Source organism: Hartmannibacter diazotrophicus, assembly GCF_900231165.1.
GTDB classification, from domain to species: Bacteria; Pseudomonadota; Alphaproteobacteria; order Rhizobiales; family Pleomorphomonadaceae; genus Hartmannibacter; species Hartmannibacter diazotrophicus.
In genome coordinates this window covers 1,973,946-2,000,126 of sequence record NZ_LT960614.1, presented here as the reverse complement: position 1 = coordinate 2,000,126, position 26,181 = coordinate 1,973,946, and the positions used below count along the sequence as shown (strand labels likewise).

Sequence of the window (26,181 nt, the reverse complement as noted above, 5' to 3'; positions counted from 1 at the left end):
GGTGTGACGCCTGACGCGCCACAACAGATGACCGCTGCGTCGGGAAAGATGCCTCAGACAGCGTCCAAAGATGCCTCACCCCAGTTCCTGCCGGGATGAACGACGGAAAACCGGACACCTTCGGGTGTCCGGAACCGCCGAGGAGAACAAACCAAGATTCAGTTCTTCAGCGACGTCTGGGATAGGGCCGAAAGAAGACAGTCGGCTTCAGAGCAAATTCCAAGGACGAAGCGGCCGTGCCGTGCCCGACCCATTACCGTCATTTCCCTTCGCACCACATATCGTTGAAAGCGGTCATGTTCGCGGCCCGCGCACTCAGAGACGGTCTAAGAACCGTCCTGCCAAAAGAGCTTCGACCCGGTTGCCGATGTTCGGATGGCTTGGGGCCGATGGGACAGCCTGAGACGCCTTGACGTAGCCTACTGTCATGGTGAAAACCGCATATCGATGCCAATGCCCGACGGGTGCTGGTACTCTCCCTACATGCTCCTCGGGACAAGGCGGTCGACTATGGGAATTCTCGCGAAGGCGACGGAAGTCGTGGGGGGCGTTGTCGCCCTCGTCAGGCGCTTTGGTTCTCCGTCGCATCAAGCCGTTGGGGTGACACCCCAGATTCCGGAGGCGCGAAAACAGGGAATCATGACCTTGAAACTTCCTGCCGCAGAGGGCTGGAAGAATGGGCGCCTGCCTACCTGCGCGCCGGGGCTTCAGGTCAATGCCTTTGCGTCGAACCTCGATCATCCGCGCTGGATCGAGGTCCTGCCGAACGGCGACGTCCTCGTGGCGGAGTCGAAGGAACAGCCGGAGACGCCGCGCACCTTCATGGACCACGCTCAGCAGGCCACGATGCGCCGCGTCAAGGCGATCGGCCCCAGCGCCAATCGTGTCACCCTTTGGCGTGACGCGGATGGAGACGGTGTCGCCGAGCGCCGCGAGGTCTTCGTGGAGAACCAGAACCAACCCTTCGGCATGGCGCTGGTCGGCGACCGGTTCTACCTCGGGAACACGGACGGCATTCGGTGTTTCGACTACCGGCCAGGCGATACGAGCCTCACGGGCGGTGGTGAAAAGCTCGTCGACTTCAAGCCGCACGGGCACTGGACCCGCAGCCTGATCGTCTCGCCGGATCGGGTGAAGATCTACGCTGGCGTCGGATCACTGTCCAACATCGGCGACAAGGGGATGGCGGCGGAAGAGGGTCGCGCGGCGATCTGGGAACTGGACGTTGCCACCGGAAAGGCGCGGATTTTTGCCTCGGGGCTGCGAAACCCGGTCGGCATGGCCTTCGAGCCGGTCACGGGAAAGCTCTGGACTGTCGTCAATGAGCGCGACGGGCTTGGGGACGAAACGCCGCCCGACTACCTCACGTCCGTTAAAGAGGGTGGGTTTTACGGCTGGCCCTACTGCTACTGGGGCAGGACCGTGGACGATCGTGTCACGCAGGCTTCGGACCTCGTCGCCCGTGCCATCCAGCCGGATTATGCTCTCGGCGGCCACACGGCATCGCTCGGCCTCTGCTGGATGCCGGACGGCACCTTGCCGGGGTTCGGCGAGGGCATGGTGATCGGCCAGCACGGATCGTGGAATCGCTCGACGCTCAGCGGCTACAAGCTGATCTTCGTCCCCTTCGAGAATGGCGCGCCGAGCGGACCGGCTCGCGATATCCTGTCCGGCTTCCTGTCCGAGGACGAGAAACTTGCCTATGGGCGTCCCGTCGGCGTTGCGATCGGCCCGGACGGCAGATCGCTGCTGATGGCCGACGATGTGGGAGACGTCATCTGGCGCGTGACCGCCGTGTGATGCAGTCGGTCGCACCGTAGCCCTGACGCGCCACAAAAGATGGCCGCTGCATCGGGAAAGATGCCCCAGACGGCGTCCAAAGATGCCTCATCCCGGTTCAAACCGGGATGAATGACGGAAAACCGGACACCTTCGGGTGTCCGGAACCACGCGGGTGCGGTTCGCAGCACTGGTCTTCGCCGAACCCGACCTGCTTCTCCTGGACGAGCCGACCAACAATCTCGATCGATCTGGCCGCGACGCCGTGAGTGCGCTTCTCGCCGAACGGAGAGGTGCGGCAATCGTGGTCAGCCACGACCGCGAACTGCTGGAGGGCATGGACGCCATCGTCGAACTCACAACGCTGGGCTGATCCCATGCCCGCTGACACTGCTCGCGATGACCTTTGCCCTCGAGCGCGGCGTTCCGGAGGCTGGCTTTGCCTTCGCCGGGGTCATGATGGTCGGGGTGGCGTTGGCGCTTTTGGATCTACCGCAGAAATCTGCTCTTTATGGCAGGCAGCATGCATTTTTCTCATACTTAATTTGCCGAGTTGTTAGCAGTCGGGCGGCAGATCCCGGATTCGGTCCCTCAGTGTCCGTCCGTCCAGCACATGGTCATACTTGTAGGGAAAGATGTAGCCGCACGTCTGCTCGTTGACGGCCGGCCGCCCGTCGGGATGCCGGAAGGTGTTCAACGAGAAGAACTGCTGAACAGTTATGAAACCCTCCGACAGGTCTCCGTTTCCCGGTCTCAAATCGCCGAAGAAGAGTTCCGTTATCTTCGGCCCCTTCGCCACCACGGTCAGGCAATCCGTTTCATCTTCGTTGCAGACGGAAACCCATCCCTCATAGTTCGTTCCGGCTATGTTGCCTGCGTGAGCAGTCGGGGTCGGCGCACCGCCCTGCGGTATCGAACAGTAGTGGGTGTAATTACTCAGGAACTTGCCGTCATTTGCTATGGACGCGCCGCCGCGCATGAATATATGTCCGTTGTAGTCCTTATGACTTGCCTTGTAGTCCTTGATGTCGACCCTTGTTACAGAAACAAAAGCAGGCGGGATCCCTTTCAACACTTCGAAAACAGGGATGTCTTGAGTAACGGTGGAAACCCCGGCCACCGAGCCAGGAACGTAATAGTGGTGATTCATATTCGTATAGACGACCGGAAACTCCTGACTGGCGCAATATCCAGCGGCAATAAAATTCTTGATCTCGTCGGCCTCGGCCGAATACTGAAATCGGAGACCGTAGTCGACGATCGTGAAAGCCGAAGAAATTTTAAGGCCCTTAAAGGGAAGCTTATTCCTGTCAGCAGGAGACAATTTAAAATAGGTATAGGGGTCGCTGAGCGTTGTCCTGACTTCGCTGTTGGCGTTTGGGCCCTCGCCGTCGGTCCAGTCCTGAGCGGTCTGCGCCAGAACCGGATTGTTGAGGTTCTGCTGATCAGGCCCGACGGCCAGAACCGGATTGAGCGCAGGGGCATTTTTCAAACCCAGCGTCTCGACATCGGTTGCCCAAAGCGATGCCTGAATGGCTCCTCCCGGATGGGCCACCGTTAGATTGCGGCTGTGGTCCGGACCGAACAATTCGAAGATGGTTCCGCCGTAGCCCTGATGAACCCCCGCCCTGATGTGCCTGCTGTAGAGATAGCGGGTGTTTGCCGACCGGGATTTATAGAATTCGCCTTCACCGGCGATGCAATAGCAGTATGCCGAGTTTCTCGGCGCATCCGGGTGCTCGGCTCTGTAGGCATTTGTGCACGCTTTGTAAGGAGGTGCATTCCTGAGGAGCGGCAGACACGCCTCGCCAACGTTGCTGTTGTCGATCTCGCTGCGCAGCATGGTCCTGTCAAAGCGCGGCTCGAACTGGTCCATCCCTTCCGGCTCAATCCGGATTTCATGTTTCCCGGGGCCGATGAACGGTGGCTTCCACCTGAAGCCGTGCTCCTTATTCCGACATGCCGTATTCGGTGAGATCAGATCCTGCCTCGGCTCATTAGCGGTCATCCTGTGAGCAAGGGCACCGTCGATATAGATGTTAACGCTGATCGGGGTCGTTTCATCCGCAGACGGCGGACCGGCAAGAGCTGCGGGGGAAGGATCGATCGGACAAAACCACCCGAGAACGAGATCATTGTCCGCCTTGTCGACATTGCCGCTCATGACGAAAGCTTGAGCATGTCCCATGCAAACAAGGAGCGAGGATAAAAAAGCCGATAAAAGACAGAATCGCTTGGTCACGGGCAGTGCGTGCATTCGCTCATACATCGACATACTCCTCCCCCCAACCATTGAACCAACGCAGCACAAAGTTCCTATAATTTAATGGCCCAACTTCGATCATAGTCGCGCAACGAATTGAAGCGCTTGGGTTGGGTGGTCCAGAGCCAGCGTTAGTTTCCGGCTTGGCTTGGCCCGATGGCGGCAGGCCAAATGGATGTGTCGGCAGCATATTCTGCCGGGGTCATGATGGTCGGGGTGGCGTTGGCGCTTTTGGCTGTCGCAGTGGCGGCAGTTCTGTTCCGGCAAGGAATGGAGCATCCCATGGAGCATCGCGCAACTCTGCTGGACCGAGGAGCGCGGATGATCGAGGCGGCTGCGGGTATAATTCTGATGCTCGCAGCGATCCGCGAGCTTTTCTTGGCATAGCCCTCGACGGTTCGAACGCACGGCGCGGCGGGTTGCGTTCCAGACCGCTTGCGGCTAGCGTAGTTGCCAAGGGGTTCTCCGCGACGACCCCGTGAGGCGGCAGCCCAATGATCGCGTCCCTATTCCCCGAAGCAGAAGGGAAGGACGCCCATGCCGTCAAATACAGAAATCACTCCGTCTCAACTCGCCCGTCTGATCGGCTTGCCGACTGCGCCAGTTCTCATCGACGTGCGCACGGCCGACGATGTTGCCGCCGATCCGCGCATCCTGCCATGCTCCGAACACCGCGATGCGACCGACGCGGCGCTTTGGGCAAAGGACTTTGCCGGTTGCCAGGTCACAGTGGTCTGTCAGAAAGGGAAAAAGCTGAGCGAAGGCGCCGCCGCCTGGCTGCGCCATGAAGGGATCAGCGCGGAGACCCTGGAGGGCGGCTTCGAGGCTTGGCGCACGTCCGGAGGGCTTCTCGTGAGACCCGACAGACTGCCCGCGCGCGACGCTGCCGGTCGGACCGTCTGGGTGACACGCGCCCGACCCAAGATCGACCGTATCGCCTGTCCCTGGCTCGTCCGCCGCTTCATTGACCCGAAAGCCATCTTTCTGTTCGTCTCCGCTTCGGAGGTGACGGCGGTCGCGGACCGCTTCGGCGCGACGCCCTTCGATTTCGAAGGCGTTTTCTGGAGCCATCGCGGCGACCGCTGCACCTTCGACACGATGATCGAAGAATTCGGGCTGGATAGCGCTCCGCTGAACCGCCTGGCCGAAATCGTACGTGCCGCCGACACGGGCCGGCTCGACCTGGTGCCTCAGGCCGCGGGCTTCCTCGCAGCCTCTCTCGGTCTCTCCCGCATGTACCGTGACGACCTCGAGCAGCTTGAGGCGGGCATGCTCCTCTACGACGCCTTCTATCGCTGGTGCAGGGACGCGACCGAGGAAACCCATAATTGGCCTTCCGGCCAGAAACCGGCGTGAAGGTGGCAGCGATGGCGACCGCATCACCGACCGAGATTGCCGGCACCGAGCCCACTGTTCCGACACTCGTTGAGGCCACGCGCGTCTGGCTCCGGATCGGTCTCCTCAGTTTCGGCGGCCCGGCCGGCCAGATTGCCCTGATGCATAAGGAACTCGTGGAGGATCGGCGCTGGATCGGCGAGCAGCGGTTCCTGCATGCGCTCAATTATTGCATGCTGCTTCCCGGTCCCGAAGCCCAGCAGCTCGCCACCTATATCGGCTGGCTGATGCACCGGACGACCGGCGGGCTGATCGCGGGCCTTCTTTTCGTCCTGCCTGGCGCCATTGTCATGCTGGCTCTCAGCACGCTCTATGCCGTCTACCACAACGTCCTCTATGTCGACGCAGCCTTCCTGGGGATCAAGGCGGCCGTCCTGGCGGTCGTCGTCGAGGCGGTGCTGAGGATCGGCAAACGGGCTCTGAAGAACCGAGTCTCCGTCCTGATCGCCGTTGCCGCCTTTATTGGCCTCTATGTCTTCCGGGTCCCATTCCCAGTGATCATTCTGGCTGCGGGCCTCACCGGCTGGATCGGCAGCCGCACGGCGCCGCATCTTTTTGCCGGCGGCGGGCATAACGGCAAGGAGGGAGCGCCGGATATCAAGGGCGTTGTCGACCTGATGTTCGAGCGCGGCGAGATGGCCCATGCCAGCCCCTCACGCTCCAGCGCACTGAAAGTGCTCGCGGTCTGGCTGCCCGTGTGGCTCGGGCCGTTGCTGCTCTTATGGCTGCTGACGGGTTCCGACTCCGTCTGGACCGAAATCAGCGCCTTCTTCAGTTCCATGGCCGTGGTGACCTTTGGCGGCGCCTATGCGGTCCTCACCTATGTGGCGCAGGCTGCCGTCGATTATTTCGGCTGGCTTGCGCCCGGCGAAATGGTCGACGGTTTGGGGCTTGCCGAAACGACTCCCGGACCGCTGATCATGGTCGTCCAGTTCGTCGGCTTCCTGGCCGCCTGGCGGGCACCCGGCGGGCTCGATCCGTTCCTTGCAGGGTGCCTTGGCGCGCTGCTGACGACATGGGTGACGTTCGCGCCGTGTTTCCTCTGGATCTTTCTCGGCGCTCCGTATGTCGAGGCCCTGCGCGGCAACAGGGCCGTCTCGTCGGCGCTCTCAGCCATCACGGCGGCCGTCGTCGGCGTCGTCATGAACCTTGCCCTCTGGTTCTCCCTGCATGTGATTTTCCGGGAAGTCCTGACGGTGGAGATTTTCGGCGCGGCCCCCGATGTTCCGGTGCTGGCCTCGATCGACTGGCGCGCGGCCGTGTTCGCCGCGGTGGCTATGATCGCCATGCTGAGGTTCAAGCTGGGGATGGTCCCGACGCTGGCAGTCTGCGCCCTGATGGGCTTCGCGACCGGCTTTTTGCCGGCATGATTCCGTCCCGGCCGGGAGTGGAATGCAGAGAGGCCCGCGGTCGATGGTAATCCGGCACGAAGCCGGAATGCTGGAGCCGGCGACCTGAGATCGACGACTGTGGCCGCCATCATAACTTCTGTTTTCATATTTGCCCTCACGGCCCTCCTGCCCTGCCGCTCAGACCGTTTGCTGACGGACGGAACGCCTGTCGACTGCGTCGAGACTCGCCCTTAAGCCTTTGAAATAAATTTGATTTTTTGGATGTTGACGTCTCCGTCTGCGGGCTATTGCTAATCTCTACTAATTCTGTAGAGTTTATCGTGTTAGCAGTCAGGAGACATCGGCACCTTCCGATCATTCGCTGACCGCATCGGAGAAAGGGATCACAAATGCACTCTCGACCCTGGAAGATGCTTGCTCTGGCCACGGCCCTCGCTGCGGCGCCCATTGGCCTGCCCTCACCGGCCCGGGCCGACGTCGTTCTGACCAACGTCAGCTACGATCCGACCCGGGAACTCTACGAGGATTTCAACACAGCCTTCGCCGCGCACTGGAAAGCCGAGACGGGCGAAACGGTGACGATCCGCAATTCCCATGGCGGTTCGGGCAAACAGGCTCGCTCCGTCATCGACGGGCTTGCAGCCGACGTGGTGACGCTCGCGCTTCAAAGCGATATCGATGCCATTGCGGCAAAGACGGGAAAAATTGCGCCGGACTGGCGCGACCGCCTGCCGAACCATTCTTCGCCCTACACCTCGACCATCGTCTTCCTCGTCCGCAAGGGCAATCCCAAGGGCATCCACGATTGGGGTGACCTCATCAAGGACGGCGTCGAGGTCATCACCCCGAACCCGAAGACGTCAGGCGGCGCCCGCTGGAATTATCTCGCCGCCTGGGCCTGGGCGAATGAGAAGTTCGGCGGCGATGACGGAGAAATCCGCACCTACATGGGCCAGTTCTTTGCCCATGTCCCGGTCCTTGATACCGGCGCCCGCGGCTCCACCACCACATTTGCCCAGCGCCAGATCGGCGACGTGCTGCTCGCCTGGGAGAACGAGGCGTTCCTCGCCCAGGACGAATTCGGCAAGGACGCCTTCGACATCGTCGTTCCGCCCCAGTCGATCCTCGCCGAACCGCCGGTCGCCATCGTCGACGCCAATGTCGATGCCCACGGCACACGCAAGGTTGCCGAAGCCTATCTCAACTACCTTTATTCCGAAGAGGGCCAGACGCTCGCGGCGAAACATCACTACCGGCCGTCTGATCCGGAAAAGGTGACCGACCCTGCCCTGCTGACCGCCATCGCGAAGGTGACGCTCGTCAGCATCGACGATCCGATCTTCGGCGGCTGGGCCAAGGCGCAGCCGACCCACTTCGGAGACGGCGGAATCTTCGACCAGATCTACAAGCCTGCAAAATAGCCACCCGGACTGACCGGCGGCGGCGTCAGCGCATGCGCCGCCGGGTACCTTTCTCCCGCAGCGAGACCCGACATGGCCATCAGACTTGTCCAGCCCAGCATTCTGCCAGGCTTCCGGTTGAGCCTCGGTTTCAGCCTCCTCTACCTGACATTGATCGTGCTGCTGCCGATTGCGGCCCTGCTGGTCAGCGCCGCCCAGATCGACGGTGCCGATTTTGTCAGACTTGCCGGTGACGAGCGCACGCTCGCAGCCCTGCGCGTCTCCTTCCTGACCGCTTTCGCGGCGGCACTCTTTGATCTGCCTTTCGGGTTGCTGATCGCCTGGGTGCTCGTCCGCTACGACTTTCCGGGCCGCAGACTGCTCGATGCGATGATCGACCTGCCTTTCGCGCTCCCGACCGCCGTTGCCGGCATCGCATTGACGGCTCTCTATGCCCCGAATGGCTGGATCGGCCAGTTCCTCGGCCCTCTCGGGATCAAGGTCGCCTTTACGCCGCTCGGCATCTTCATCGCGCTCGTGTTCGTCAGCCTGCCGTTTATCGTGCGCACCGTGCAGCCGGTCCTCGCCGACCTCGACCGCGAGGTGGAGGAAGCATCCGCAAGCCTTGGCGCAAGCCGGTTTGCCACCCTGACGAAGGTCGTCCTGCCACCGCTTCTTCCGACGCTGCTCACCGGCTTCGCCCTCGGCCTCGCGCGGGCGATCGGCGAATACGGCTCCGTCATCTTCATCGCCGGAAATATTCCCTACGTCTCCGAGATCGCACCGCTGCTGATCGTGATCAAGCTCGAGGAGTTCGATTATGCCGGTGCGACGGTCATCGCCGCGATCATGCTGGCGATCTCCTTCTCGATGCTTCTCCTCATCAATCTTCTGCAATCCTGGTCGTCCCGGAGGCTTGGCCGATGACCGATGTCTTTGCTCAAGTGCATGGGCTTGTTGCCGCACATCGCGTCAAAGCCGGTCCGGCCGACCGCGTCAAACCAAAGGCTGTTCCGCCGTCCCCGACCGAGGAAAGCCCCCTTGTCCGCCGAGCCGCGATCCTGCTCGCGGTCGGCCTTCTCATGCTCTTCCTGCTGTTGCCGCTCGCCGCCGTCTTCATCGAGGCCTTTCGCAAAGGGGTCGGTCCGGTCGTTGCAGCATTGACCGAACCGGATGGACTCTCGGCTATCGGGCTGACCTTGATCGTTGCGGCCATCTCCGTCCCTGCCAATCTCGCGTTCGGCATCGCCGCCGCATGGGCCATCGCCAAGTTCGAGTTCAAAGGCAAAGCATTTCTGATCACGCTGATCGACCTGCCCTTTTCCGTTTCGCCCGTGGTCGCCGGTCTCTGCTACGTCCTCCTCTACTCGACCACGCATGGCTGGTTTGCCGGCCTTCTCGGCGCAGCCGGTCTTGAGATCATCTTCGCGGTCCCGGGCATCGTGCTCGCCACGATCTTCGTCACGTTTCCCTTCATCGCCCGCGAACTCATTCCGCTCATGCAGGAGCAGGGCACGGCGGAGGAAGAGGCCGCACTGTCGCTCGGCACCAACGGCTTCAGGACGTTTCTGACGGTGACCCTGCCCAACGTCAAATGGGCCCTGCTCTACGGCGTCCTTCTCTGCAATGCGCGGGCAATGGGCGAATTCGGCGCGGTCTCGGTCGTGTCCGGTCACATCCGTGGCCTGACCAACACGATGCCTCTGCATATCGAGGTGCTCTACAACGAGTATCAGTTCGCCGCCGCCTTCGCCGTGGCAGCCCTCCTGACCCTTCTCGCCCTCGTTACACTCGCCTTGAAATCGCTGCTCGAATGGCGTTTTGCCGCCGAGCTTTCCACCCGGCATCGCCACTGATCGAGGACCGATCCCATGCGCATCGATATTCGTGACCTCACCAAAGACTTTGGCCACACGCCCGCCCTGCACGGCATCGACCTTTCCATCGATTCCGGCGAACTCGTCGCCCTGCTGGGGCCCTCCGGCTCCGGCAAGACCACGCTGCTGCGCATCGTCGCCGGACTCGACATGCCGACCGCTGGAGCCGTCTTCTTCAATCACGAGGATGCCGCAACCCTCACGATCCAGGAGCGCAACGTTGGCTTCGTCTTCCAGCACTACGCCCTGTTCCGGCACATGACGGTGGCCGACAACATCGCCTTTGGCCTCAGGGCGCGAGCCCGCGGCAAGAGACCGGGCAAGACAGCCATTTCCCTGAAGGTCGAGGAACTGCTGGATCTCATTCAACTGAACGGCTTTGGCGACCGCTATCCCGCACAGTTGTCCGGCGGCCAGCGCCAGCGCGTCGCCCTCGCCAGGGCCCTCGCCATCGAGCCCCGTGTTCTGGCATTGGACGAGCCCTTCGGCGCACTCGATGCACGGGTTCGCAAGGACCTGCGCCAATGGCTGCGCCGCATCCACGAACAGACGGGGCACACCACCCTTTTCGTCACCCATGATCAGGAAGAAGCGCTGGAACTCGCGGACCGGGTCGTCGTGATGTCGAATGGCCGCATCGAACAGGTCGGGACGCCAGAGGATATCTATGACCGTCCCGGCTCACCCTTCGTATGCGATTTCATCGGCGATATGACACGACTTGTCGTTGACGTTCGCGATGGCGCTCCCTGGATCGGCAACTACCGGATCGACAGCCGCCTGCCTGCCGCCCATCCGGATGGTCCGGCTTACCTCTATGTCCGGCCGGAGCAGGTCAGGATGAGCACTGATATGACGTCGGGACTGCCGGCAACCGTCATCTCGCGCAAGCGCACCGGAACGTCTCGCAGAATCGGCGTTCGCCTCGTCGACAACAAAGCTCTGCTCGATGCCACGGAAACGTCAGACCTGGCCTCGGTCCCGATTGGCCAAACGGTGGGACTGCAATTCGACGGGTCCGCAATCTTTCCGCAATGAACGATGACGCGACCAGCTCTCCAAACCGCTCTTGTGCGTCCTAGCTGGCGAACACGACGGCTACAATCTCGTCCACTGGAACGAGGCGGGCCTGACCTTCTAGGCGGTCTCGGACCTCAATCCGGTGGAACTCGAGGAATTCCAGGAGGATTTTTCCGAGGACGCGCCGAAATGACGGGATCCCAGGGCGCAATTCACTCTGGGATCCCGTCTTCACTCTGGCTACTGGCTGGTGAGCCCTGAGGCGATCTTCCTGACCCCGTCCATCGCGCAGGCCTCGTCCTTGTCTCCGCCCGGCGCACCGCCGACGCCGATCGCGGCGACCATCTCGCCATCGATCCGGATGGCGACGCCGCCCGCCAGCAGAATGATGTTCGGCAGCGTGACGAGCGCCGGAGCGGAGGGATTTTCCGCTGCCTTCTTCACAAACTCGCTCGTCGTGTCGAAGCCGAAGATCGGCCCCATCGTGATCACGGTATAGGCCTTGCGGAAGCTGGAATCCTGGGTGTGGATGGTGGAATGGTCGCCCTTGGCCTGCACTTTCACGACGCCGTCCGCATTGACCACCGACGCGCTGACCGCCCAGCCGTGCGCCGCACAGGAGCGGACCGCCTCGGATGCGGCCTCCATCGCAAGGTCAAGGGTAAGCTGGTGGCCGGACAAGGCGACCTGCGCGTTCGCCGATGCGGGCAAACCAATTGCGGCCATGGCGACAAGCAGCAACCGCTGCCGAAATCCAGTCGACATACGAAGAACCTCTTTTTTGGGAAGGAATCGATGAAACGCGATCCGGCTCCCGGAGAGGGACGGAGCCGGATCGCGCCGGGCGCGGGAGCGGAATGGGCATCTCCCGCGCGACAGCCGCAAGGCAGGGAGACTGGCGGCTGAATACGGTCTGCGATCAGTTTGCCTTCGCCAGTCGGTCGAGGAAGGCGAGCGAGAGGTCGGCGATCTCCTCGCCATGGGTCTCGAGCGCGAAGTGGCCGGCCTCGTAGACGTGCGCCTCGGCTGTCGGCACGAGTTCGGAGAAATAGGCGAGCCCCTTTTCGGTGAAAAAGGGATCGCTCTTGCCCCAAGTGATGAGGATCGGCGGCTGCCGCTCCTTCAGGAGGGCCTGCCACTTCGGATACTCAGCGACGTTGTCCTGATAGTTCCACAGCATCAGGACCTGAAGGTCGGCATTGCCGGGGCGGCTGAGACCCGCGATGTCGTGGGTCCAGGCATCGGGTGAAAGGCGCTCCGGTCTCGTCGATCCGTGCTCATACTGGAAACGTGTCCCTTCCGGCGTCAGCATCGCCCGCAACGGCTTTTCCGTCTCCGCCGTCCGCTCCTTCCAGAAGGGCGAAAGCTGCGCGACAACGTCCGGTTGCCAGCCGTCAACGCTCATGACGGCGTTCTGGACGATGAAGCCGCGAACCCGGTCCGGGTTCTTCATGGCGAGGCGGAAGCCAACCGGACCGCCGTAGTCCTGCATGAAAACCGTGTAGCTGCCGAGCCCGACAGTGTCGGTGAACTTGTCGACCAGATCGGCGATGGTGGCGAAGGTGTAGGGAAACACCTCCGTCGACGGCGAAGCCGAGAATCCAAAGCCCGGATAGTCGGGAGCGATCACCCGGAAGCGCGTGGCGAGCTGCGGAATAAGATCGCGGAACATGTGCGACGATGAGGGAAATCCGTGCAGCAGCAACACGGCCGGCGCGCCCTTGGGTCCGGCCTCCCGATAAAAAATGTCGATCCCGTCGACCGTCACGGTGCGATAGGAGACGGAACCGGGATTCATGGCTGCGGCAGCGCCCGAAGGCAGTGCGGCAACGAAAGGAACCGCCGTTGCGGCAGGCGCGGCAGCGAGAAGCGTGCGCCGGGTCATATCGAATGAAGATGTCATGGCAACCTCCGTAACCATTAAAATGACATATGAACGGTATCGCTTGAAGTGAAACCGGTAAAGTCATATTTGTTAGGTTACGAATATGTGATTGCGTGGAGTAGACCCGTGTCCCCTGCCCCAACCCCGGACAGCGAATTTCGCGAGGGCTTGCCCTTCGTCGGCGGCGCGCTCTGGATTGATTTCCTGAATACGACCCCGCGCATGGACAGCGGCGAGATCGTCGATGTCATCGCGGATGGCGCCGGCTATGGCCGTTGGTTGAGGCTTGCGGGGCTTCAGCAGCAAGAGAACGGGCTGGACAAGGCGGCCGAAGATGCGCGGCGGCTGCGCGCCGTTCTTCGCGAGGCCTTCGAGGATTTGGCCGTCGACAAGAAGGCGAAGGCCGCAGGCTGGCTGCCGGCGGTCAATGCGCGCCTCGACAATCTCAGCCTGCACCACCGTCTTGAGCGGGCCGGAGCGGGTCTGCGGCTTTTGGAAGTCCCCGGTTCAGCCCACCCCGATCCGGCGGACCTGGTCGCGCTCGATTTCGCGCGCTTTGCCTGCGAGGCCGAGCCGGGCCGGCTCAAGCACTGCGCCAACCCCGCCTGCACGTTGGTCTTCCACGACAGTGGCAAGAACCGAACGCGGCGCTGGTGCTCGATGAGCGTTTGCGGCAACCGGGACAAAGTCGCCCGCTTCCGAGCCAAACGCGCGACCTGATCGTCACGCCCGTGTTTTCGTTGTCGGGATTGCCGAGACTCCAGGCGCTTCGATTTGCCGAAAGCCTCGCGGAGCCCGCGTCCTGGATCTGAACCAGCGCGCTCTCATGGCAGCGATTGAGGCAAACTATGCGCGTTGCTTTCGGGATTTGTGAGGCAAACCTGTGTCGAAAATTATTGAAAATCAGCGCGATAGAAATCGCGTTGAGGCGTCCTATGTGCGTTTTCACAGCATCTCTCAGGCGCCCGAGTTGGCGCCTGAGAGAGCTAAGCAGAACAAAATGAAGCCATACGCGCCCCGCCGAGTGGAGCGTCAAACAGAAAAAGGCCGGAGCAAGCTCCGACCTTTATCCGCGTGGCATGAGCCAAGGATCATGGCGATGGCGACAAGATCGCTCACGATCTTTGCTTCCGCTCAGGCCGCTTTGCGATAGCGGGCCGCGACTTCGCGGCGCGAGAGGTTCGGCCCGAGCGCCAGCCGTGCCTCCTGTGCGGTCTTCCACAGACCTTCATCGGCCAGGGGCGGGATCGTGACCACTTCGCCCGCGTCAAACCCCGCCAAAGCGGCATCGACCAGATCGCCCGGCTCCATCACCCATTCGGGCGGGAATGCGTTCACATCCTTGCCCGATCGTTCCCAGATTTCCGTTCGCGTCGCACCGGGAAGCACGGCCTGCACCCGGACCCCGGCTTCGGAAAGGTCGCGGGCCAGCGCGATGGACAAATTCAGGATGTAGGCCTTGCTGGCGCTGTAGGCGCCTTCGAACATCTCGGGAGCCAGTGCCAGAACGGACGACAGGTTGATGATCCCGCCTTTGCCCGCCTTTACCAGATTCCGGCCCGCGGCCCCTGCGAGCACGGTGGGCGCGGTGATGTTCAGCGCAATCAGCCGTGCCGGCTCGGAGGGGTCGCCGGTCAGGAGGCTGTCCTTGATCGACATGCCGGCGTTATTGACCAGAAGCGCCAGGCGGGATTCGCCCTCGATCCGGGCCGCAAGGGCTGCGAGCTTTTCCGGATCGGTCAGATCGACAGAGCGGATGTCGATCTTGCGCCCGGTTTCGGCCCGAAGACGGTCCGCCAGCGCTGTCATCCTGGACTGGTCCCGGGCAACCAGCAGCAAGTCATAGCCGCGCCTTGCCAGCCGGTCCGCGTAGACCGCGCCGATGCCGGTCGATGCGCCTGTGATCACAGCCAGGCCCTTTGATTCATTTGTCATGTTCTGCACTCACCTGTTCGCCATCTGCGTTGGTTTAATTTTGAAACCTGTCGACATATATGGCGATATGGTTTATCTTTGCAACCACAATTTTCGGAGGCATATCGTGAAGGGCAAAAGAGTGGACCTGGGCGACAGCTCCTGCGGCATTGCGCGCAGCCTTCAGGTCGTGGGCGAATGGTGGTCGCTTCTGATCATCCGCGAAGCCTTCAAGGGCAAAGAGCGGTTCGGCGAATTCCAGAAAAGCTTGGGGCTGGCCAAGAACATCCTGTCCACCCGGCTGAAAAAGCTGGTGGACGAGGGCGTCTTCCGGATCGAGGACGATCCCGGTTCAGCAACCAGCCATCGCTATGTCCTGACGCCCAAGGGTGAAAAACTCGGTGTCGTGCTCGTGGCGCTTTGGCAATGGGGCGAGGAGAACTGCCTGGGTCCAGGCGAACTCGAATACGGACTGGTCGACAAGGACAGCGGCCAGCCGATCGAGCAACTGAAGCTCACCACGACAAGCGGTCTTCCGCTCGGGCCACGCGACTTCCGTCTGGCCCGGATCGGTGCCGATGCACATCCGGCTTCCAAGGAGCACACTCATGGCTGACGACATCGTTCTCGCCTATCCGCTGCGTACCGCCATCGGAGCCTACGGCGGGACGCTCAAGGGCGTTCCGGCGACCGATCTCGGCGCGACCGTGATCCGGGACGTGCTGCACCGCTCCGCCCTGCCGCCGGAAGCGGTCGAAAGCGTGATCATGGGAAATGTCATTCAGGCGGGCAACCGAATGAACCCCGCGCGACAGGCGTCCATCGGCGGGGGTTTGCCCGTTTTTGTCCCGGCACTGACTGTGAACCGCGTCTGCGGCTCGGGCGCACAGGCCATCGTGTCGGCAGCCCAGCAGATACTGTCAGGGGATATCGATCTGGCCATTGCGGGCGGCATGGAAAACATGGACCGCGCTCCATACCTCCTCGACAACGGTCGCTGGGGCTATCGCATGGGGCCAGCGGAAATCCAGGACAGCTTGTTGACCGACGGCCTGAATGACGCCTTCTCGGGCCAGCACTCCGGGTGGCACACGGAGGACCTTGTCACCAAGGCGCAACTGACCCGCGCCGACCAGGATCGTTTCGCCGCGCGCTCGCAGCAGCGGTTTGCAGCAGCGCAGGCTGCCGGTCACTTTGCTGGCGAGATCGTCGGCATCGAGATCAAGAGCAAGAAGGGCTCCTCGACCTTCGACACTGACGAGGCCCCGCGACCGGACACCACGGCCGACGTGTTGGCCCGGCTGAAACCGGCCTTTCGGGAGAACGGCACGATTACCGCCGGGAATGCGCCGGGTCTGAACAGCGGTGCGGCAGCGATGATCGTGGCCCGGCGTTCGGCAGCGGAAACGCATGGCCTGGAGGTTGCGGGCTACCTGAAAGGCTATACCGTTGCGGCGGTCGAGCCCGGGATGTTCGGCCTGGGGCCGGTTCCGGCCGTGCAGCAGTTGCTGAAACGGGTCGGCTGGTCACTGGGCGACGTCGAGCGCATCGAGATCAACGAGGCCTTCGCCGCCGTCCCGCTGGCCGTCGCGCAACAGCTTGGACTGGACGAGGCTATCGTCAATGTCGAAGGCGGCGCCATCGCCCATGGTCATCCAATTGGCGCCACCGGCGCGGTGCTGACCACGCGGCTGCTGCATGCGATGCGCCGGGATGGGGTCAAGAGGGGCATCGTCACTCTTTGCATCGGTGGCGGCCAGGGCATCGCGCTTGCCCTTGAACGATAGGGCAGCCTTTGTGGACGGCCGCGTTGCTGGAACGGGGCCGCTTCACTGCCTGTCTCCCCGCCGGGGTAAAGGCTGGCCTCAATCCGCCGGCCTTGGGCAATCCTGACAATTCGTATTTTGGAAACTTGCAATTTTCCAATAAAGATTTTAGTCTCACCGGCATGACAGTTACAGAAACAACCCAAGCGATGCCGGACGTTCGCGCAAAGAAGCGCGGAAGAGGCCGGCCCCAGGTCCGAAGCGATGAGGAGACAAAGTCCGCCATCATCGATGCGGCGAGCGAGCAGTTCAAAAAAGCTGGCTTTGCCCAGGCGAATATCTGCACGATCGCCCAGACCGCCGGCATATCCACAAAGACGCTCTATCGACTCTTCCCCACGAAGGCGGATCTCTTCGGCGAGCTCGTAACGACGAAAATCAGCCGCTATATCCTTGTCCTCGACGAGGCCAGCCTCGCCGCCATGGGGCTGCGTGAGGGTCTCGAACGTCTCCTCCTTGCCTATGGCCGGCTTACGCTTTCCACGGACGCAATCGCCATCACAAGGCTCGTTCTAGGCGAGTCGGACCGCTTTCCGGTGATCGCGAAGGTGTTCATCGAGAACGCTATCAACCGCACCAGTGTGGCGATGGAAAAATGGATCACCTTGCAGGCCGAACGAGGACTGATTTCCGTCGATGCCCCCAAGCTGACCACGGGCATGCTCCGCGGGATGATGGTCATGGAGCCGCAGCGGTCTGTCATGCTTGGCCAGTTGGCGGAAATTCCCGACGAGGAAGTGATTGCGAGATCGAAGGCCTGCGCCAAGCTCTTTCTCGACGGCTGCGCAACATAGGCCGCAGCCAACGACCGCACGGGAAATTTGCGAGCCGAAGGCTGCAAGACCCCGCCGGATTTCGGGGGGCTCCCTCCCCCATCTTTCCCTCCATACGGCTCTGTTGCACGGATTGGCTGACAGCCGAGCTTGCCCTGTCCGCGGACAGGCTTATCGCGCGGTCCGTGTGATGGGCCTGCCGGGCCCGGCGTAGCCGTTCATGACGGCGATGCGGACCTGAAGTTCCGCGACCTAGCGATCAAAGTCCCGCGCCTTGAGACGCTTCGTTCTCGGCTGGCCGGTTACCGGTCTTGCAGGCCGGAGGCGTCGGCCTGTCCGTGCTGCCCGACCACCGCGACGACTTCACGCCATGAGCCCCATTCCGTGATTTGAGCGACAACGCCGATCACGAAATTCACATTTTGGAACACGAACATTTTCCAAATTGACGTTGACTTCGGCGGCTTCGATCTTATTTTGGAAAATGTAATTTTTCCTAATAGGTGTCCGTCCGCATTCGGACGTGATTTTCGGAGCCTCCGAAATGGAAGAGAATATCATCACCCTGACCAAGACAGCGCGCGCTCCGATCACGGAAACCGCTCCCGCTCCAGCATCGCTGGCTCCGACGCCGATGGCAGCACCAGACGTCGTTGCGCCCAAGAGAACGTCTATCTTCAAGAAGGCCCTGATGGCCGCTGGCGCCGTGGCCGTGGTCGCGGCTGGCGCATACTACGGCCATGACTACTGGACGGTCGGACGGTTCCAGGTCTCGACGGATGACGCCTACATCCAGGCCGACAGCAGCGCGATCGCTCCCAAGATACCGGGCTATATCGCCAAGGTGCTGGTCGCGGACAACCAGCCGGTCAAGGCCGGTCAGGTTCTGGCCACCATCGATAGCCGCGACTATGCCGCTCTCCTGGACCAGGCGCGCGCCACCGTGGAATCGGCAAGGGCAACCGTCGCCGGCAAGCAGGCTGCGCTCGAAACACAGAGCTCAGTGATTGCCGCGGCGCAGGCCTCGATCGACATCGACCATGCGAACGAGGCATTTGCAGATCAAAACGACAAGCGCTTCTCGAGCCTTGCCTCTAATGGCTATGCACCGGTGCAGTCGGCACAGCAGGCCGCGGCAGAAATCGCCGCCAACCGCGCCACCACCGCACGCGATACCGCCGCTCTCCAAGGTGCAAAGGATCAGGTCAATGTCCTCAAGGCTGAACTGGCGCAGGCAAAGGCAGACCTCGCCCGGGATCTCGCAGCACAGCGGCAGGCCGAGTTGAACCTCTCCTACACAACCATCGTCGCTCCGATCGATGGCATCGTCGGCAACAGAACGCTGCGTGTCGGCCAGTACGTGCAGGCCGGGACGCAGTTGATGACGGTCGTTCCGACAAGCGCTGTCTATATCGTCGCCAACTACAAGGAAACGCAGCTCACGGACGTACGCCCTGGCCAGCGCGTCGACATCGATGTCGATATGTTCCCGGGCCATGTCTATCACGGGCGCGTCCAAAGCATCGCCCCGGCCAGCGGCCAGGAATTCGCGCTGCTGCCTCCCGACAACGCCACGGGCAACTTCACCAAGGTCGTCCAGAGAATTCCGGTCCGGATCGTCCTCGACGGGGACAGCGCCGCATCGGGCGATCTGAGGCCGGGCATGTCCGTGCAGCCGAGCATCGATACCAAGGATTCGAAGAACCAAAGCAGCCTCTGATCCCGGAGGCCAGGAGGGCCGGGTCATGTCAACCCAAGCTTCGACACCGACAACGATACTGCCGACAGCCTCCCTGCCGAAGGCTGGAACAAAGGAATGGATCGCCGTTCTCGCCGGCATGATCGGCGCGTTCATGGCCATCCTGAATATCCAGATCACCAACGCCTCGCTGCTGGACATCGAAGGCGGCATCGGAACGGGCGTCGACAACGGCGCATGGATCTCGACGTCCTACCTGATCGGCGAGATCATCGTCATTCCGCTGACGGCCTATTTCAGCAACGTCTTCTCCTTCCGCCGCTACATCATCGCCAATACGATCCTGTTTCCGCTGTTCTCGATGGCCTGCGCCTTTGCTCACGATTTGAATACGATGATCGTGCTGCGTGCCCTGCAGGGCTTTGCCGGCGGCATCCTGATCCCGATGGCCTTCACGATGGTCCTGACCAAGCTGCCGAAGCACCAGCAGCCGATCGGACTCGCCATCTTCGCACTGTCGGTCACCTTTGCTCCGGCCATCGGCCCGACAATCGGCGGTTACCTGACGGAGAACTATGGTTGGCAGACGATCTTCTTCATCAACACCATCCCGAGCGCCATCATGGCGATCGCTCTGGCCGCGACGCTGGAAAAGCAGCCGATGCGTCTGGGCCTGCTGCGCGAAGGCGATTGGTCCGGCATCGTCACCATGGCCATCGGCCTCGCCGCACTTCAGACCGTGCTTGAAGAAGGCAACCAGAATGACTGGTTTTCGTCGCCGTTCATCGTCCAGCTCAGCATTGTCGCGACCGTCTTCCTGGGCGCCTTCATCTGGATCGAGCTGACGGTTGAAAAACCACTGGTCAAGCTTCGTCTCCTGACCCAGCGCAACTTCGGCATAGGCATTCTGGTGAACGTGCTCGTCGGCGTGGCTCTGTTCGGGACCGTCTACATCCTGCCGCAGTATCTGGGACAGGTTCAACGGTACAATGCGGAGCAGATCGGCAATGTTCTCGCCTGGACGGGCCTGCCGCAGCTTCTGTTGATCCCGTTCGTTCCGGCGTTGATGAAGCGTTTCGACGTCCGCTACATCGGCTTCCTCGGCATCTCGATCTTCGCGATCAGCTGCTTCATGAACATTTCACTGTCGCCAGACAGTGCCGGTGACCAGTTCTGGATCCCGAACATCGTCCGCGCCATCGGCCAGGCTCTGGTCCTGACACCGATCACAGCGATCACCACCGGCGGCATCGCCCCGGCAGACGCTGCCGCCGCATCCGGCCTGACGAACATGCTCAGAAATCTCGGTGGCGCGGCTGGCACTGCGACCCTGGGAACCATCCTGACGAAGCGCGAGCAGTTTCATTCGAACATCATCGGCCAGTCGGTATCGACCGGTAGAGCGGAAGTGCAGACACGTCTCGACGAATTGACCGGCTACTTCATGTCCCATGGCGTCTCCGACCATACCAAGGCCGCGAGCCAGGCTGTCATCGCCCTGGGACGCATCGTGAAACGTCAGGCCCTGATCATGGGCTTCAGTGACACCTTCGCCGTCATTGGCGTCGTACTGGCCATCGCAGCAATCACATTGCTGATGGCCAAGAAGACAACCGGCGGAGGCGCGGGCGCCCATTGACGGGCGCCGGCATCTGCGGCGTCAGGCGCCGCAGCCATCGAAAGACTGCGAGGTCCGGACCGACCAGACCGCCACCCACCCTTCAGATCAATTCCTCCCCACGGGGGTGTCTCGTTCCCGCATGCGGTCTGCCCCGCAAACGCACCGCTGTCCGCACGCGCGTCGGTCATCCCCAAGACAAAGCCAACCCGTTCTATGCTGAGGAGACTTCCCATGAGCATTGCCGCGGACTCCATTGCGCCCGTTTCCGGCGCTTCACAATCGAAAGAGCGCTGGAAGTATCTGGTGCTCTGCGTCATCGCCATGGTGATGATCGCGAACCTTCAGTACGGCTGGTCGGTCTTCGTCCTGCCCCTGCAAAAGGCCACCGGCTGGCAGATTTCCCAGATCCAGTTCGCCTTTACACTCTTCGTCGCCCTTGAAACCTGGGGAACGCCCCTCAACGGCTGGATCGCCGACAGGATCGGCCCGCGCGTCGTGATGGGCATGGGCGGACTGCTGATTGCCGTCGGCTGGATCCTCAACGCGTATGCCGGGTCGATCTGGTCGCTCTATTTCGGCAGTGCGCTGACGGGATTCGCGGCCGGAGCGGTCTACTGCACCGGCGTTGGAACGACCGTCAAATGGTTCAAGGACAACCGCGGCCTCGCGGTCGGCCTCGTCGCCGGCGGCTTCGGCGCCGGCACCGCCCTCACCATCATTCCGATACGGATGGTGATCGAGAACTACGGCTATTCCGCCGCCTTCTTCTGGTTCGGCCTGATCCAGGGCGGGATCGTTCTTCTCATCTCCCTGTTCGTACGCAATCCGCGGCCGGGCGAAGCTCCGGAGCCGAAGAAGAAGGACGAGAACAAGATCGAGCAGACCAGCCGCAGCTACTCGCCCCGGGAAATGCTGTCGAGCCGTGTCTTCTGGGTCCTCTACGTGCTGGACCTGCTGATGTGTGCCGGCGGTCTTGCCTTCACGGCCTACCTCGCCCCGATCGCGCATGCCTACCACGTCGCCGATAGCGTCGTGCTTCTTGGAGCGACGGCGCTCTCGGTCGCTCTCGTCTTCGCCAACGTCATGAACGGTGTCGCAAGGCCGTTCTTCGGATGGGTCTCCGACAGGATCGGCCTCTGGGAGACGATGTCGCTCGCCTTCGCCATCGGCGGCGTGAGCTACTATCTTCTGACGGTGGTCGGCCAGAACCCCTACGGCTTGATCTTCTTCACCGGCATGATCTTCTTCTGCTGGGGTGAGATCTTCAGCCTGTTCCCGGCGATGTGCACCGACCTCTTCGGGTCGGCCTACGCGACGACCAATACGTCGCTTCTCTACACGGCGAAGGGGGCTGCGGGGTTCCTGGTCCCGGTTGCCGCACTCGTCGTCGGGCAGACGGGCAACTGGAACAACCTTCTGCTGCTCGCCGCCGGCATCAATATCCTCGCGGTCGTTGCCGTGGTGACGGTCCTGCGGCCGGCGGTGATCCGTCATCACGAGCAAGAGGCCGGTTGACGACCCCGCGCCGGAGGGCTGCTGGGACAGCCAAGCCGATGACAGGACTGAGCGGACAGCTTCACCGGGTTGTCCGCTCAGTCCTGTCACGGTCTCCAGGGGTTCGTTCCAGGCAATCCAACGGCTGCCGGAGGCTGATCCCCGGAAAAGCCGCGTTCACCGCTGGAACCGGATCGGCTGCCCTGAACCCTTCAACCGGACATGGCAATCGGGCGAGGCCCAAGCCCCGCCCGCCCAATTCGTTGCATCGGCGCCGTTTCCGGCAGGCCATGGTTTACTGGACGCTCGGTTGCGCGATCGCGCCAAGCTCGGTCAGGACATCCGGCGACAAAGCCAGATCCGCGACTTTCAGGTTTTCGCGCAGATGCTGGATGGACTTGGTGCCCGGGATCAGCAGGATATTCGGCGAACGATGAAGCAGCCAGGCGAGCGCCACCTGCAACGGCGTTGCGCCCAACCGGTCCGCGATTGCCGAGAGGCCTGACGACTGCAGGGGCGTGAAACCGCCGAGGGGAAAGAACGGCACGTAGGCAATTCCCTGGGCAGCCAGGTTGTCGACGAGTTCGTCGTCGGCCCGCTGGACCAGATTGTAGTGGTTCTGGACACAGACGATTTCGGTGATCGTCTGGGCTTGCGCGACCTGAGCCGCGGTGGCGTTGCTGAGGCCGACATGGCGGACAAGCCCCTTGCGCTGGAGTTCGGCGAGTGCCGTCACCTGGCGTTCGATCGAGCCTTCCTTCGGTGCATGCAGGTCTCCGGTCAGCCTCAGATTGACGACTTCGAGGGTGTCCAGACCCAGATTGCGCAGATTGTCGTGCACCCCGCGCTCGAGGTCCTCCGGCTCGGGGGCCGGAATCCATGAACCGTCATCTCCGCGGAATGCTCCAATCTTGGTCACGATCAGGAGGTCGTCGGCATAGGGCGACAAGGCCTCGCGGATGATCTGGTTGGTGACATGCGGGCCGTAGAAATCGCTCGTGTCGATGTGGTTCACGCCGGAGGCGACGGCTTCCCGCAGCAGGGCAATGGCGGCTGCGCGATCCTGAGGCGGACCAAAGACGCCCGGTCCCGCAAGCTGCATTGCCCCATAGCCCATCCGGTTCACGGTCCGGCCGGCAAGCGAAAAAGTGTGTGCAGTCGTGATGTCAGTCATTTCGATCTCCTGTTGTCTGTTTCCGGAAATCGATATGGCCCTCGTCCCTCTGCTATATAATCAGCAACAATCGTAACGGGCTGTGCATGAGCTAAAACAATGACTGTCGACATGAACGATCTGGCCGCCTTTATCGCCGTCGCCCGAGCCGGCGGGTTTCGGGGCGCCGCACGAACCGGCAGCGTGTCCGCCTCCGGTCTCAGTGTCGCAATCAGCCGGCTGGAAGCGACGCTTGGCCTTCGTTTGCTCAATCGGACGACGCGCAGTGTCTCGCCGACGGAGGCCGGCCGGCGGCTCCTGGAGACGGTTGCGCCCATGTTCGCCGAGATCGATGCCGCCGTTGACGTTCTGAACGGCTTTCGCGAGCAGCCGGCCGGAACGCTCCGGCTCAATGTCCCCTCGGGAGTTGCCCGTTTCATCCTGCCAACGATCGTGGCGCCGTTTCTCGAAGCCTATCCCGACATCCGTCTGGACGTGGTGGTGGAGGATGGGTTCGTCGATCTGCTTGCGGCCGGATGCGAGGCGGGTATCCGCTACGACGAGCGCCTGGAGCAGGACATGATCGCGGTCCCGATCGGTCCGCGCCGACAATGCTTCACCACAGCCGCGTCCAGCGCCTATCTGGATCGTCACGGCCGGCCCGACCACCCGCGGGATCTCCTGTCCCACCGCTGCCTGCGGGGACAGTTTGCCGGTGGCGCCATTCCGCTCTGGGAGTTCGAAAAGGACGGGGAAATCGTCAAGGTGGACTCGCCCGGGCCATTGCTTGTGAAGCCCGCAGCGGCGTTCGATCTCATCATCGCCACGGCCCTTGCCGGCGGCGGTGTCATCCACCTGTTCGACGAACTCGTTCGGCCTCATATCGACAGCGGCGACCTGGAGCCGATCCTGACATCGTGGAGCGAAAGCTTTTCCGGGCCGTTTCTCTACTATCCCGGACGGCGCCATCTTCCGGCCCCGCTTCGGGCCTTCGTGGATTTCATCAAGTCCCGGCCGATGATCGACGCCTTCGCCGGCAGCGCATGAAAAAGCCGGAAGGCCGATTTCGGTCTCCGACCGATGGTCATTCGCTCAAGAGCCGGCGGGTCCGTTGCCGCGGCGCCTTGAAATTTCCCGATAAAGGGCTTCAGGACTGACGGCAATTGCAGATGCCAGTTCCCGCCATTCGCCCTTTGGCGGCAGCGTTCCATACCAGTCCAGCCAGGCATCCAACCTTTCGCGCACCGTCTTGAGGGACAGGATCTCCCCCCGCAACCGGGCTTCCTGGACCTTCGCAGCCAGCCGCTTTGCCCACGACAGGGCAAATTGCGGATTTGAGCTGAAATACTCCAGGAAATGCGTTTTCTCGATCGTGCGAATGGTGACATCGGTCAGCGCAATACCGTCGCAATGATACTCGTCGGAAAAGATGGAAGCCTCGGCGACGATGTCGCCGGCACTCGCCTGCTGGAGCACGAGACCCCGGCCATCCGCCTGATGGCGGACGAGATGGATTGCGCCCTGCTCGACGAGATAGAGACGGCGGACCGGATCCCCGCGATGGAACAGGTACATGCCTTCCTTCAGGGAGTGGACAACGCTTCTTTCCGATCCCAGGAGGTCGATTAAATCCGCATACATGATCGCTATCATGTCTGCGGGAGAGCGGATGGGTCAAGCTCGATCAGCAAGGACGATGGAGTTTGACCGATGATGAAACATGCCCTGGCGCTCGGGCTGCTGCTGGTTCCCGCCGGTGGGCATGCCCAATCAGGTTCCATGGACCCGGCGCACATGACGCATCAGCATTCGCCGGCGGCAACCCTTCCCCACCGGACCGATATTCCGCGCGAGCCCGGACAGGACGCCTTTGCGGCCATTCAGGAGATCGTCGACCTTCTGATGCGGGATCCGGAGACGGACTGGACAAAGGTCGATATCCCGGCTCTCAGAGCGCACCTCATCGACATGAACAATGTCACGCTTCGTGCCGATGTGACCGCAAAGCCCATCCCGGACGGACTGGAATTCCAGATCACCGGACCGGCGGAAATCGCCGCCTCCGCAAGACGCATGGTTTCGGCTCATGCCGCCACGATGAACGGAACGATGGGGTACACCTATGACGTTCGGGACATTCCCCACGGTGCTGCCCTGATCGCCCGGGCCGAAGACGATGCGGCGCTGGAGAGACTCCACGGTCTGGGTTTCATAGGCCTCATGACCCTAGGAGCGCACCACCAGGAGCATCACCTTGCCATCGCGCGTGGCGCTTCTCCGCATCAATAGATGCCATTGGCGCGTTGCAGCGCTCTCACATAGGTGACGATGTCCGCAACGTCGGCCGGCTTGACCCCTTCGACCGGCGGCATGTCGCCGAACGGCCAGTGGTGGGCTCGAGCGCCGTTCATGGCGGCGAGAAGGAACGCCTGGTCGCCATGGTGGTTCGGCTCGTAGATCGGATGCACGAGAGGCGGAGCGACGCCATCCTGCCCTGCCCCGTCCTCTCCGTGGCATCTGGTGCAGTAGGCCCTGTAGGCCACTTCTCCCTTCTGTTCCTCGGCCGAAAGAGCCGGAACCTTGACCGCGACGATCGGAGGCCCGGCTTGCGCGACGACTGCCGGCGACGGACGGCGCAGGTAGACGACAAACGCGACGGCAAGAGCGACGGCCGCGATGGCGAGGAGCTTGGAATACCGTTTCATGGACAGTCTTTTCGTTTTTGGCTTG

At 62.1% G+C, this 26,181-nt stretch carries 23 protein-coding genes and 2 pseudogenes; 17 read left to right on the top strand and 8 right to left on the bottom strand.

Annotated elements, in window-relative coordinates:
• Positions 1–510: 510 nt before the first annotated feature.
• Both HDIA_RS09345 and HDIA_RS09340 read left to right on the top strand, forming a co-directional pair.
• Entirely contained in the window at positions 511–1,800 is a 1,290-nt protein-coding gene (locus HDIA_RS09345; RefSeq protein ID WP_099555922.1) for a PQQ-dependent sugar dehydrogenase, read from the top strand.
• A 148-nt stretch (positions 1,801–1,948) separates the two neighbouring features.
• Positions 1,949–2,149 (top strand): annotated as a pseudogene (locus HDIA_RS09340) (P-loop NTPase family protein); the annotation flags it as partial.
• Between the two features lie 186 nt (positions 2,150–2,335).
• Here HDIA_RS09340 and HDIA_RS09330 read toward each other — a convergent pair.
• Positions 2,336–4,048 (bottom strand): hypothetical protein, encoded by a 1,713-nt coding sequence (locus HDIA_RS09330; protein WP_157775445.1) that lies wholly within the window; start codon positions 4,046–4,048, stop codon positions 2,336–2,338.
• A 531-nt stretch (positions 4,049–4,579) separates the two neighbouring features.
• Between HDIA_RS09330 and HDIA_RS09320 the strand changes: the two genes are divergently transcribed.
• From HDIA_RS09320 to HDIA_RS09295, 6 genes are all read left to right on the top strand, one after another.
• A complete protein-coding gene (locus tag HDIA_RS09320) occupies positions 4,580–5,398 on the top strand; it encodes a chromate resistance protein ChrB domain-containing protein (RefSeq protein ID WP_099555919.1) in 819 nt (272 codons plus the stop codon).
• An 11-nt stretch (positions 5,399–5,409) separates the two neighbouring features.
• On the top strand, positions 5,410–6,807 hold the full coding sequence (gene chrA / locus HDIA_RS09315; RefSeq protein WP_099558799.1) for a chromate efflux transporter: 1,398 nt from the start codon (positions 5,410–5,412) through the stop codon (positions 6,805–6,807).
• Between the two features lie 371 nt (positions 6,808–7,178).
• A complete protein-coding gene (locus tag HDIA_RS09310) occupies positions 7,179–8,210 on the top strand; it encodes a sulfate ABC transporter substrate-binding protein (protein ID WP_425432930.1) in 1,032 nt (343 codons plus the stop codon).
• A gap of 72 nt (positions 8,211–8,282) precedes the next feature.
• The gene (gene cysT, locus HDIA_RS09305; protein ID WP_099555917.1) at positions 8,283–9,116 is read left to right on the top strand and encodes a sulfate ABC transporter permease subunit CysT; all 834 of its coding nucleotides are present in this window, start codon (positions 8,283–8,285) and stop codon (positions 9,114–9,116) included.
• Positions 9,113–10,045, top strand: coding sequence for a sulfate ABC transporter permease subunit CysW (gene cysW, locus HDIA_RS09300; protein ID WP_099555916.1), 933 nt, complete (start codon positions 9,113–9,115; stop codon positions 10,043–10,045). Before cysT ends, cysW begins: the two co-directional genes overlap by 4 nt.
• Positions 10,046–10,060: 15 nt before the next feature.
• Positions 10,061–11,104: a sulfate/molybdate ABC transporter ATP-binding protein gene (locus HDIA_RS09295; protein WP_099555915.1), complete on the top strand. Its 1,044-nt coding sequence runs from the start codon at positions 10,061–10,063 to the stop codon at positions 11,102–11,104.
• A 222-nt stretch (positions 11,105–11,326) separates the two neighbouring features.
• Here the strand turns inward: HDIA_RS09295 and HDIA_RS09290 are convergent, their stop codons facing one another.
• Both HDIA_RS09290 and HDIA_RS09285 read right to left on the bottom strand, forming a co-directional pair.
• Positions 11,327–11,851 carry a GlcG/HbpS family heme-binding protein gene (locus HDIA_RS09290; RefSeq protein ID WP_099555914.1) on the bottom strand — a complete coding sequence of 175 codons (525 nt, stop codon included), beginning with the start codon at positions 11,849–11,851 and terminating at the stop codon, positions 11,327–11,329.
• A gap of 154 nt (positions 11,852–12,005) precedes the next feature.
• The gene (locus HDIA_RS09285; RefSeq protein ID WP_245884216.1) at positions 12,006–12,989 is read right to left on the bottom strand and encodes an alpha/beta fold hydrolase; all 984 of its coding nucleotides are present in this window, start codon (positions 12,987–12,989) and stop codon (positions 12,006–12,008) included.
• A 108-nt stretch (positions 12,990–13,097) separates the two neighbouring features.
• Between HDIA_RS09285 and HDIA_RS09280 the strand changes: the two genes are divergently transcribed.
• A complete protein-coding gene (locus tag HDIA_RS09280) occupies positions 13,098–13,691 on the top strand; it encodes a CGNR zinc finger domain-containing protein (RefSeq protein ID WP_157775443.1) in 594 nt (197 codons plus the stop codon).
• A gap of 414 nt (positions 13,692–14,105) precedes the next feature.
• Here the strand turns inward: HDIA_RS09280 and HDIA_RS09275 are convergent, their stop codons facing one another.
• A complete protein-coding gene (locus tag HDIA_RS09275; protein WP_099558798.1) occupies positions 14,106–14,906 on the bottom strand; it encodes an SDR family NAD(P)-dependent oxidoreductase in 801 nt (266 codons plus the stop codon).
• A 121-nt stretch (positions 14,907–15,027) separates the two neighbouring features.
• Between HDIA_RS09275 and HDIA_RS09270 the strand changes: the two genes are divergently transcribed.
• From HDIA_RS09270 to HDIA_RS09260, 3 genes are all read left to right on the top strand, one after another.
• A complete protein-coding gene (locus HDIA_RS09270) occupies positions 15,028–15,501 on the top strand; it encodes a winged helix-turn-helix transcriptional regulator (protein ID WP_342748125.1) in 474 nt (157 codons plus the stop codon).
• Positions 15,494–16,672, top strand: coding sequence for a thiolase family protein (locus HDIA_RS09265; protein ID WP_099555910.1), 1,179 nt, complete (start codon positions 15,494–15,496; stop codon positions 16,670–16,672). The genes HDIA_RS09270 and HDIA_RS09265 overlap by 8 nt, the downstream gene beginning before the upstream one ends.
• Positions 16,673–16,860: 188 nt before the next feature.
• On the top strand, positions 16,861–17,505 hold the full coding sequence (locus HDIA_RS09260) for a TetR/AcrR family transcriptional regulator (RefSeq protein WP_099555909.1): 645 nt from the start codon (positions 16,861–16,863) through the stop codon (positions 17,503–17,505).
• 150 nt (positions 17,506–17,655) lie between these two features.
• On the opposite strand, the pseudogene HDIA_RS26035 reads toward HDIA_RS09260, so the two are convergent.
• Positions 17,656–17,769 (bottom strand): annotated as a pseudogene (locus tag HDIA_RS26035) (IS5/IS1182 family transposase); the annotation flags it as partial.
• Positions 17,770–18,028: 259 nt separating this feature from the next.
• On the opposite strand from HDIA_RS26035, the gene HDIA_RS09255 reads away from it, so the two are divergent.
• The 3 genes from HDIA_RS09255 (at position 18,029) to oxlT (ending at position 22,319) form a co-directional block, all read left to right on the top strand.
• Positions 18,029–19,204, top strand: coding sequence for an HlyD family secretion protein (locus HDIA_RS09255; protein WP_099555908.1), 1,176 nt, complete (start codon positions 18,029–18,031; stop codon positions 19,202–19,204).
• A gap of 25 nt (positions 19,205–19,229) precedes the next feature.
• Entirely contained in the window at positions 19,230–20,822 is a 1,593-nt protein-coding gene (locus HDIA_RS09250; RefSeq protein WP_099555907.1) for a DHA2 family efflux MFS transporter permease subunit, read from the top strand.
• 213 nt (positions 20,823–21,035) lie between these two features.
• Entirely contained in the window at positions 21,036–22,319 is a 1,284-nt protein-coding gene (gene oxlT, locus HDIA_RS09245) for an oxalate/formate MFS antiporter (RefSeq protein WP_099555906.1), read from the top strand.
• 274 nt (positions 22,320–22,593) lie between these two features.
• On the opposite strand, the gene HDIA_RS09240 is transcribed toward oxlT, so the two are convergent.
• Positions 22,594–23,472, bottom strand: coding sequence for an aldo/keto reductase family oxidoreductase (locus HDIA_RS09240; protein WP_099555905.1), 879 nt, complete (start codon positions 23,470–23,472; stop codon positions 22,594–22,596).
• Positions 23,473–23,571: 99 nt separating this feature from the next.
• On the opposite strand from HDIA_RS09240, the gene HDIA_RS09235 reads away from it, so the two are divergent.
• A complete protein-coding gene (locus HDIA_RS09235; protein WP_099555904.1) occupies positions 23,572–24,498 on the top strand; it encodes a LysR family transcriptional regulator in 927 nt (308 codons plus the stop codon).
• A 45-nt stretch (positions 24,499–24,543) separates the two neighbouring features.
• Here the strand turns inward: HDIA_RS09235 and HDIA_RS09230 are convergent, their stop codons facing one another.
• Positions 24,544–25,092: a Crp/Fnr family transcriptional regulator gene (locus HDIA_RS09230; RefSeq protein ID WP_099555903.1), complete on the bottom strand. Its 549-nt coding sequence runs from the start codon at positions 25,090–25,092 to the stop codon at positions 24,544–24,546.
• Between the two features lie 69 nt (positions 25,093–25,161).
• On the opposite strand from HDIA_RS09230, the gene HDIA_RS09225 reads away from it, so the two are divergent.
• On the top strand, positions 25,162–25,740 hold the full coding sequence (locus tag HDIA_RS09225; protein ID WP_099555902.1) for a hypothetical protein: 579 nt from the start codon (positions 25,162–25,164) through the stop codon (positions 25,738–25,740).
• Here the strand turns inward: HDIA_RS09225 and HDIA_RS09220 are convergent.
• Complete coding sequence (locus HDIA_RS09220) at positions 25,734–26,156, bottom strand: c-type cytochrome (RefSeq protein WP_099555901.1); 423 nt, start codon at positions 26,154–26,156, stop codon at positions 25,734–25,736. The two genes, HDIA_RS09225 and HDIA_RS09220, sit on opposite strands and share 7 nt — an antisense overlap.
• Positions 26,157–26,181 lie beyond the last annotated feature (25 nt).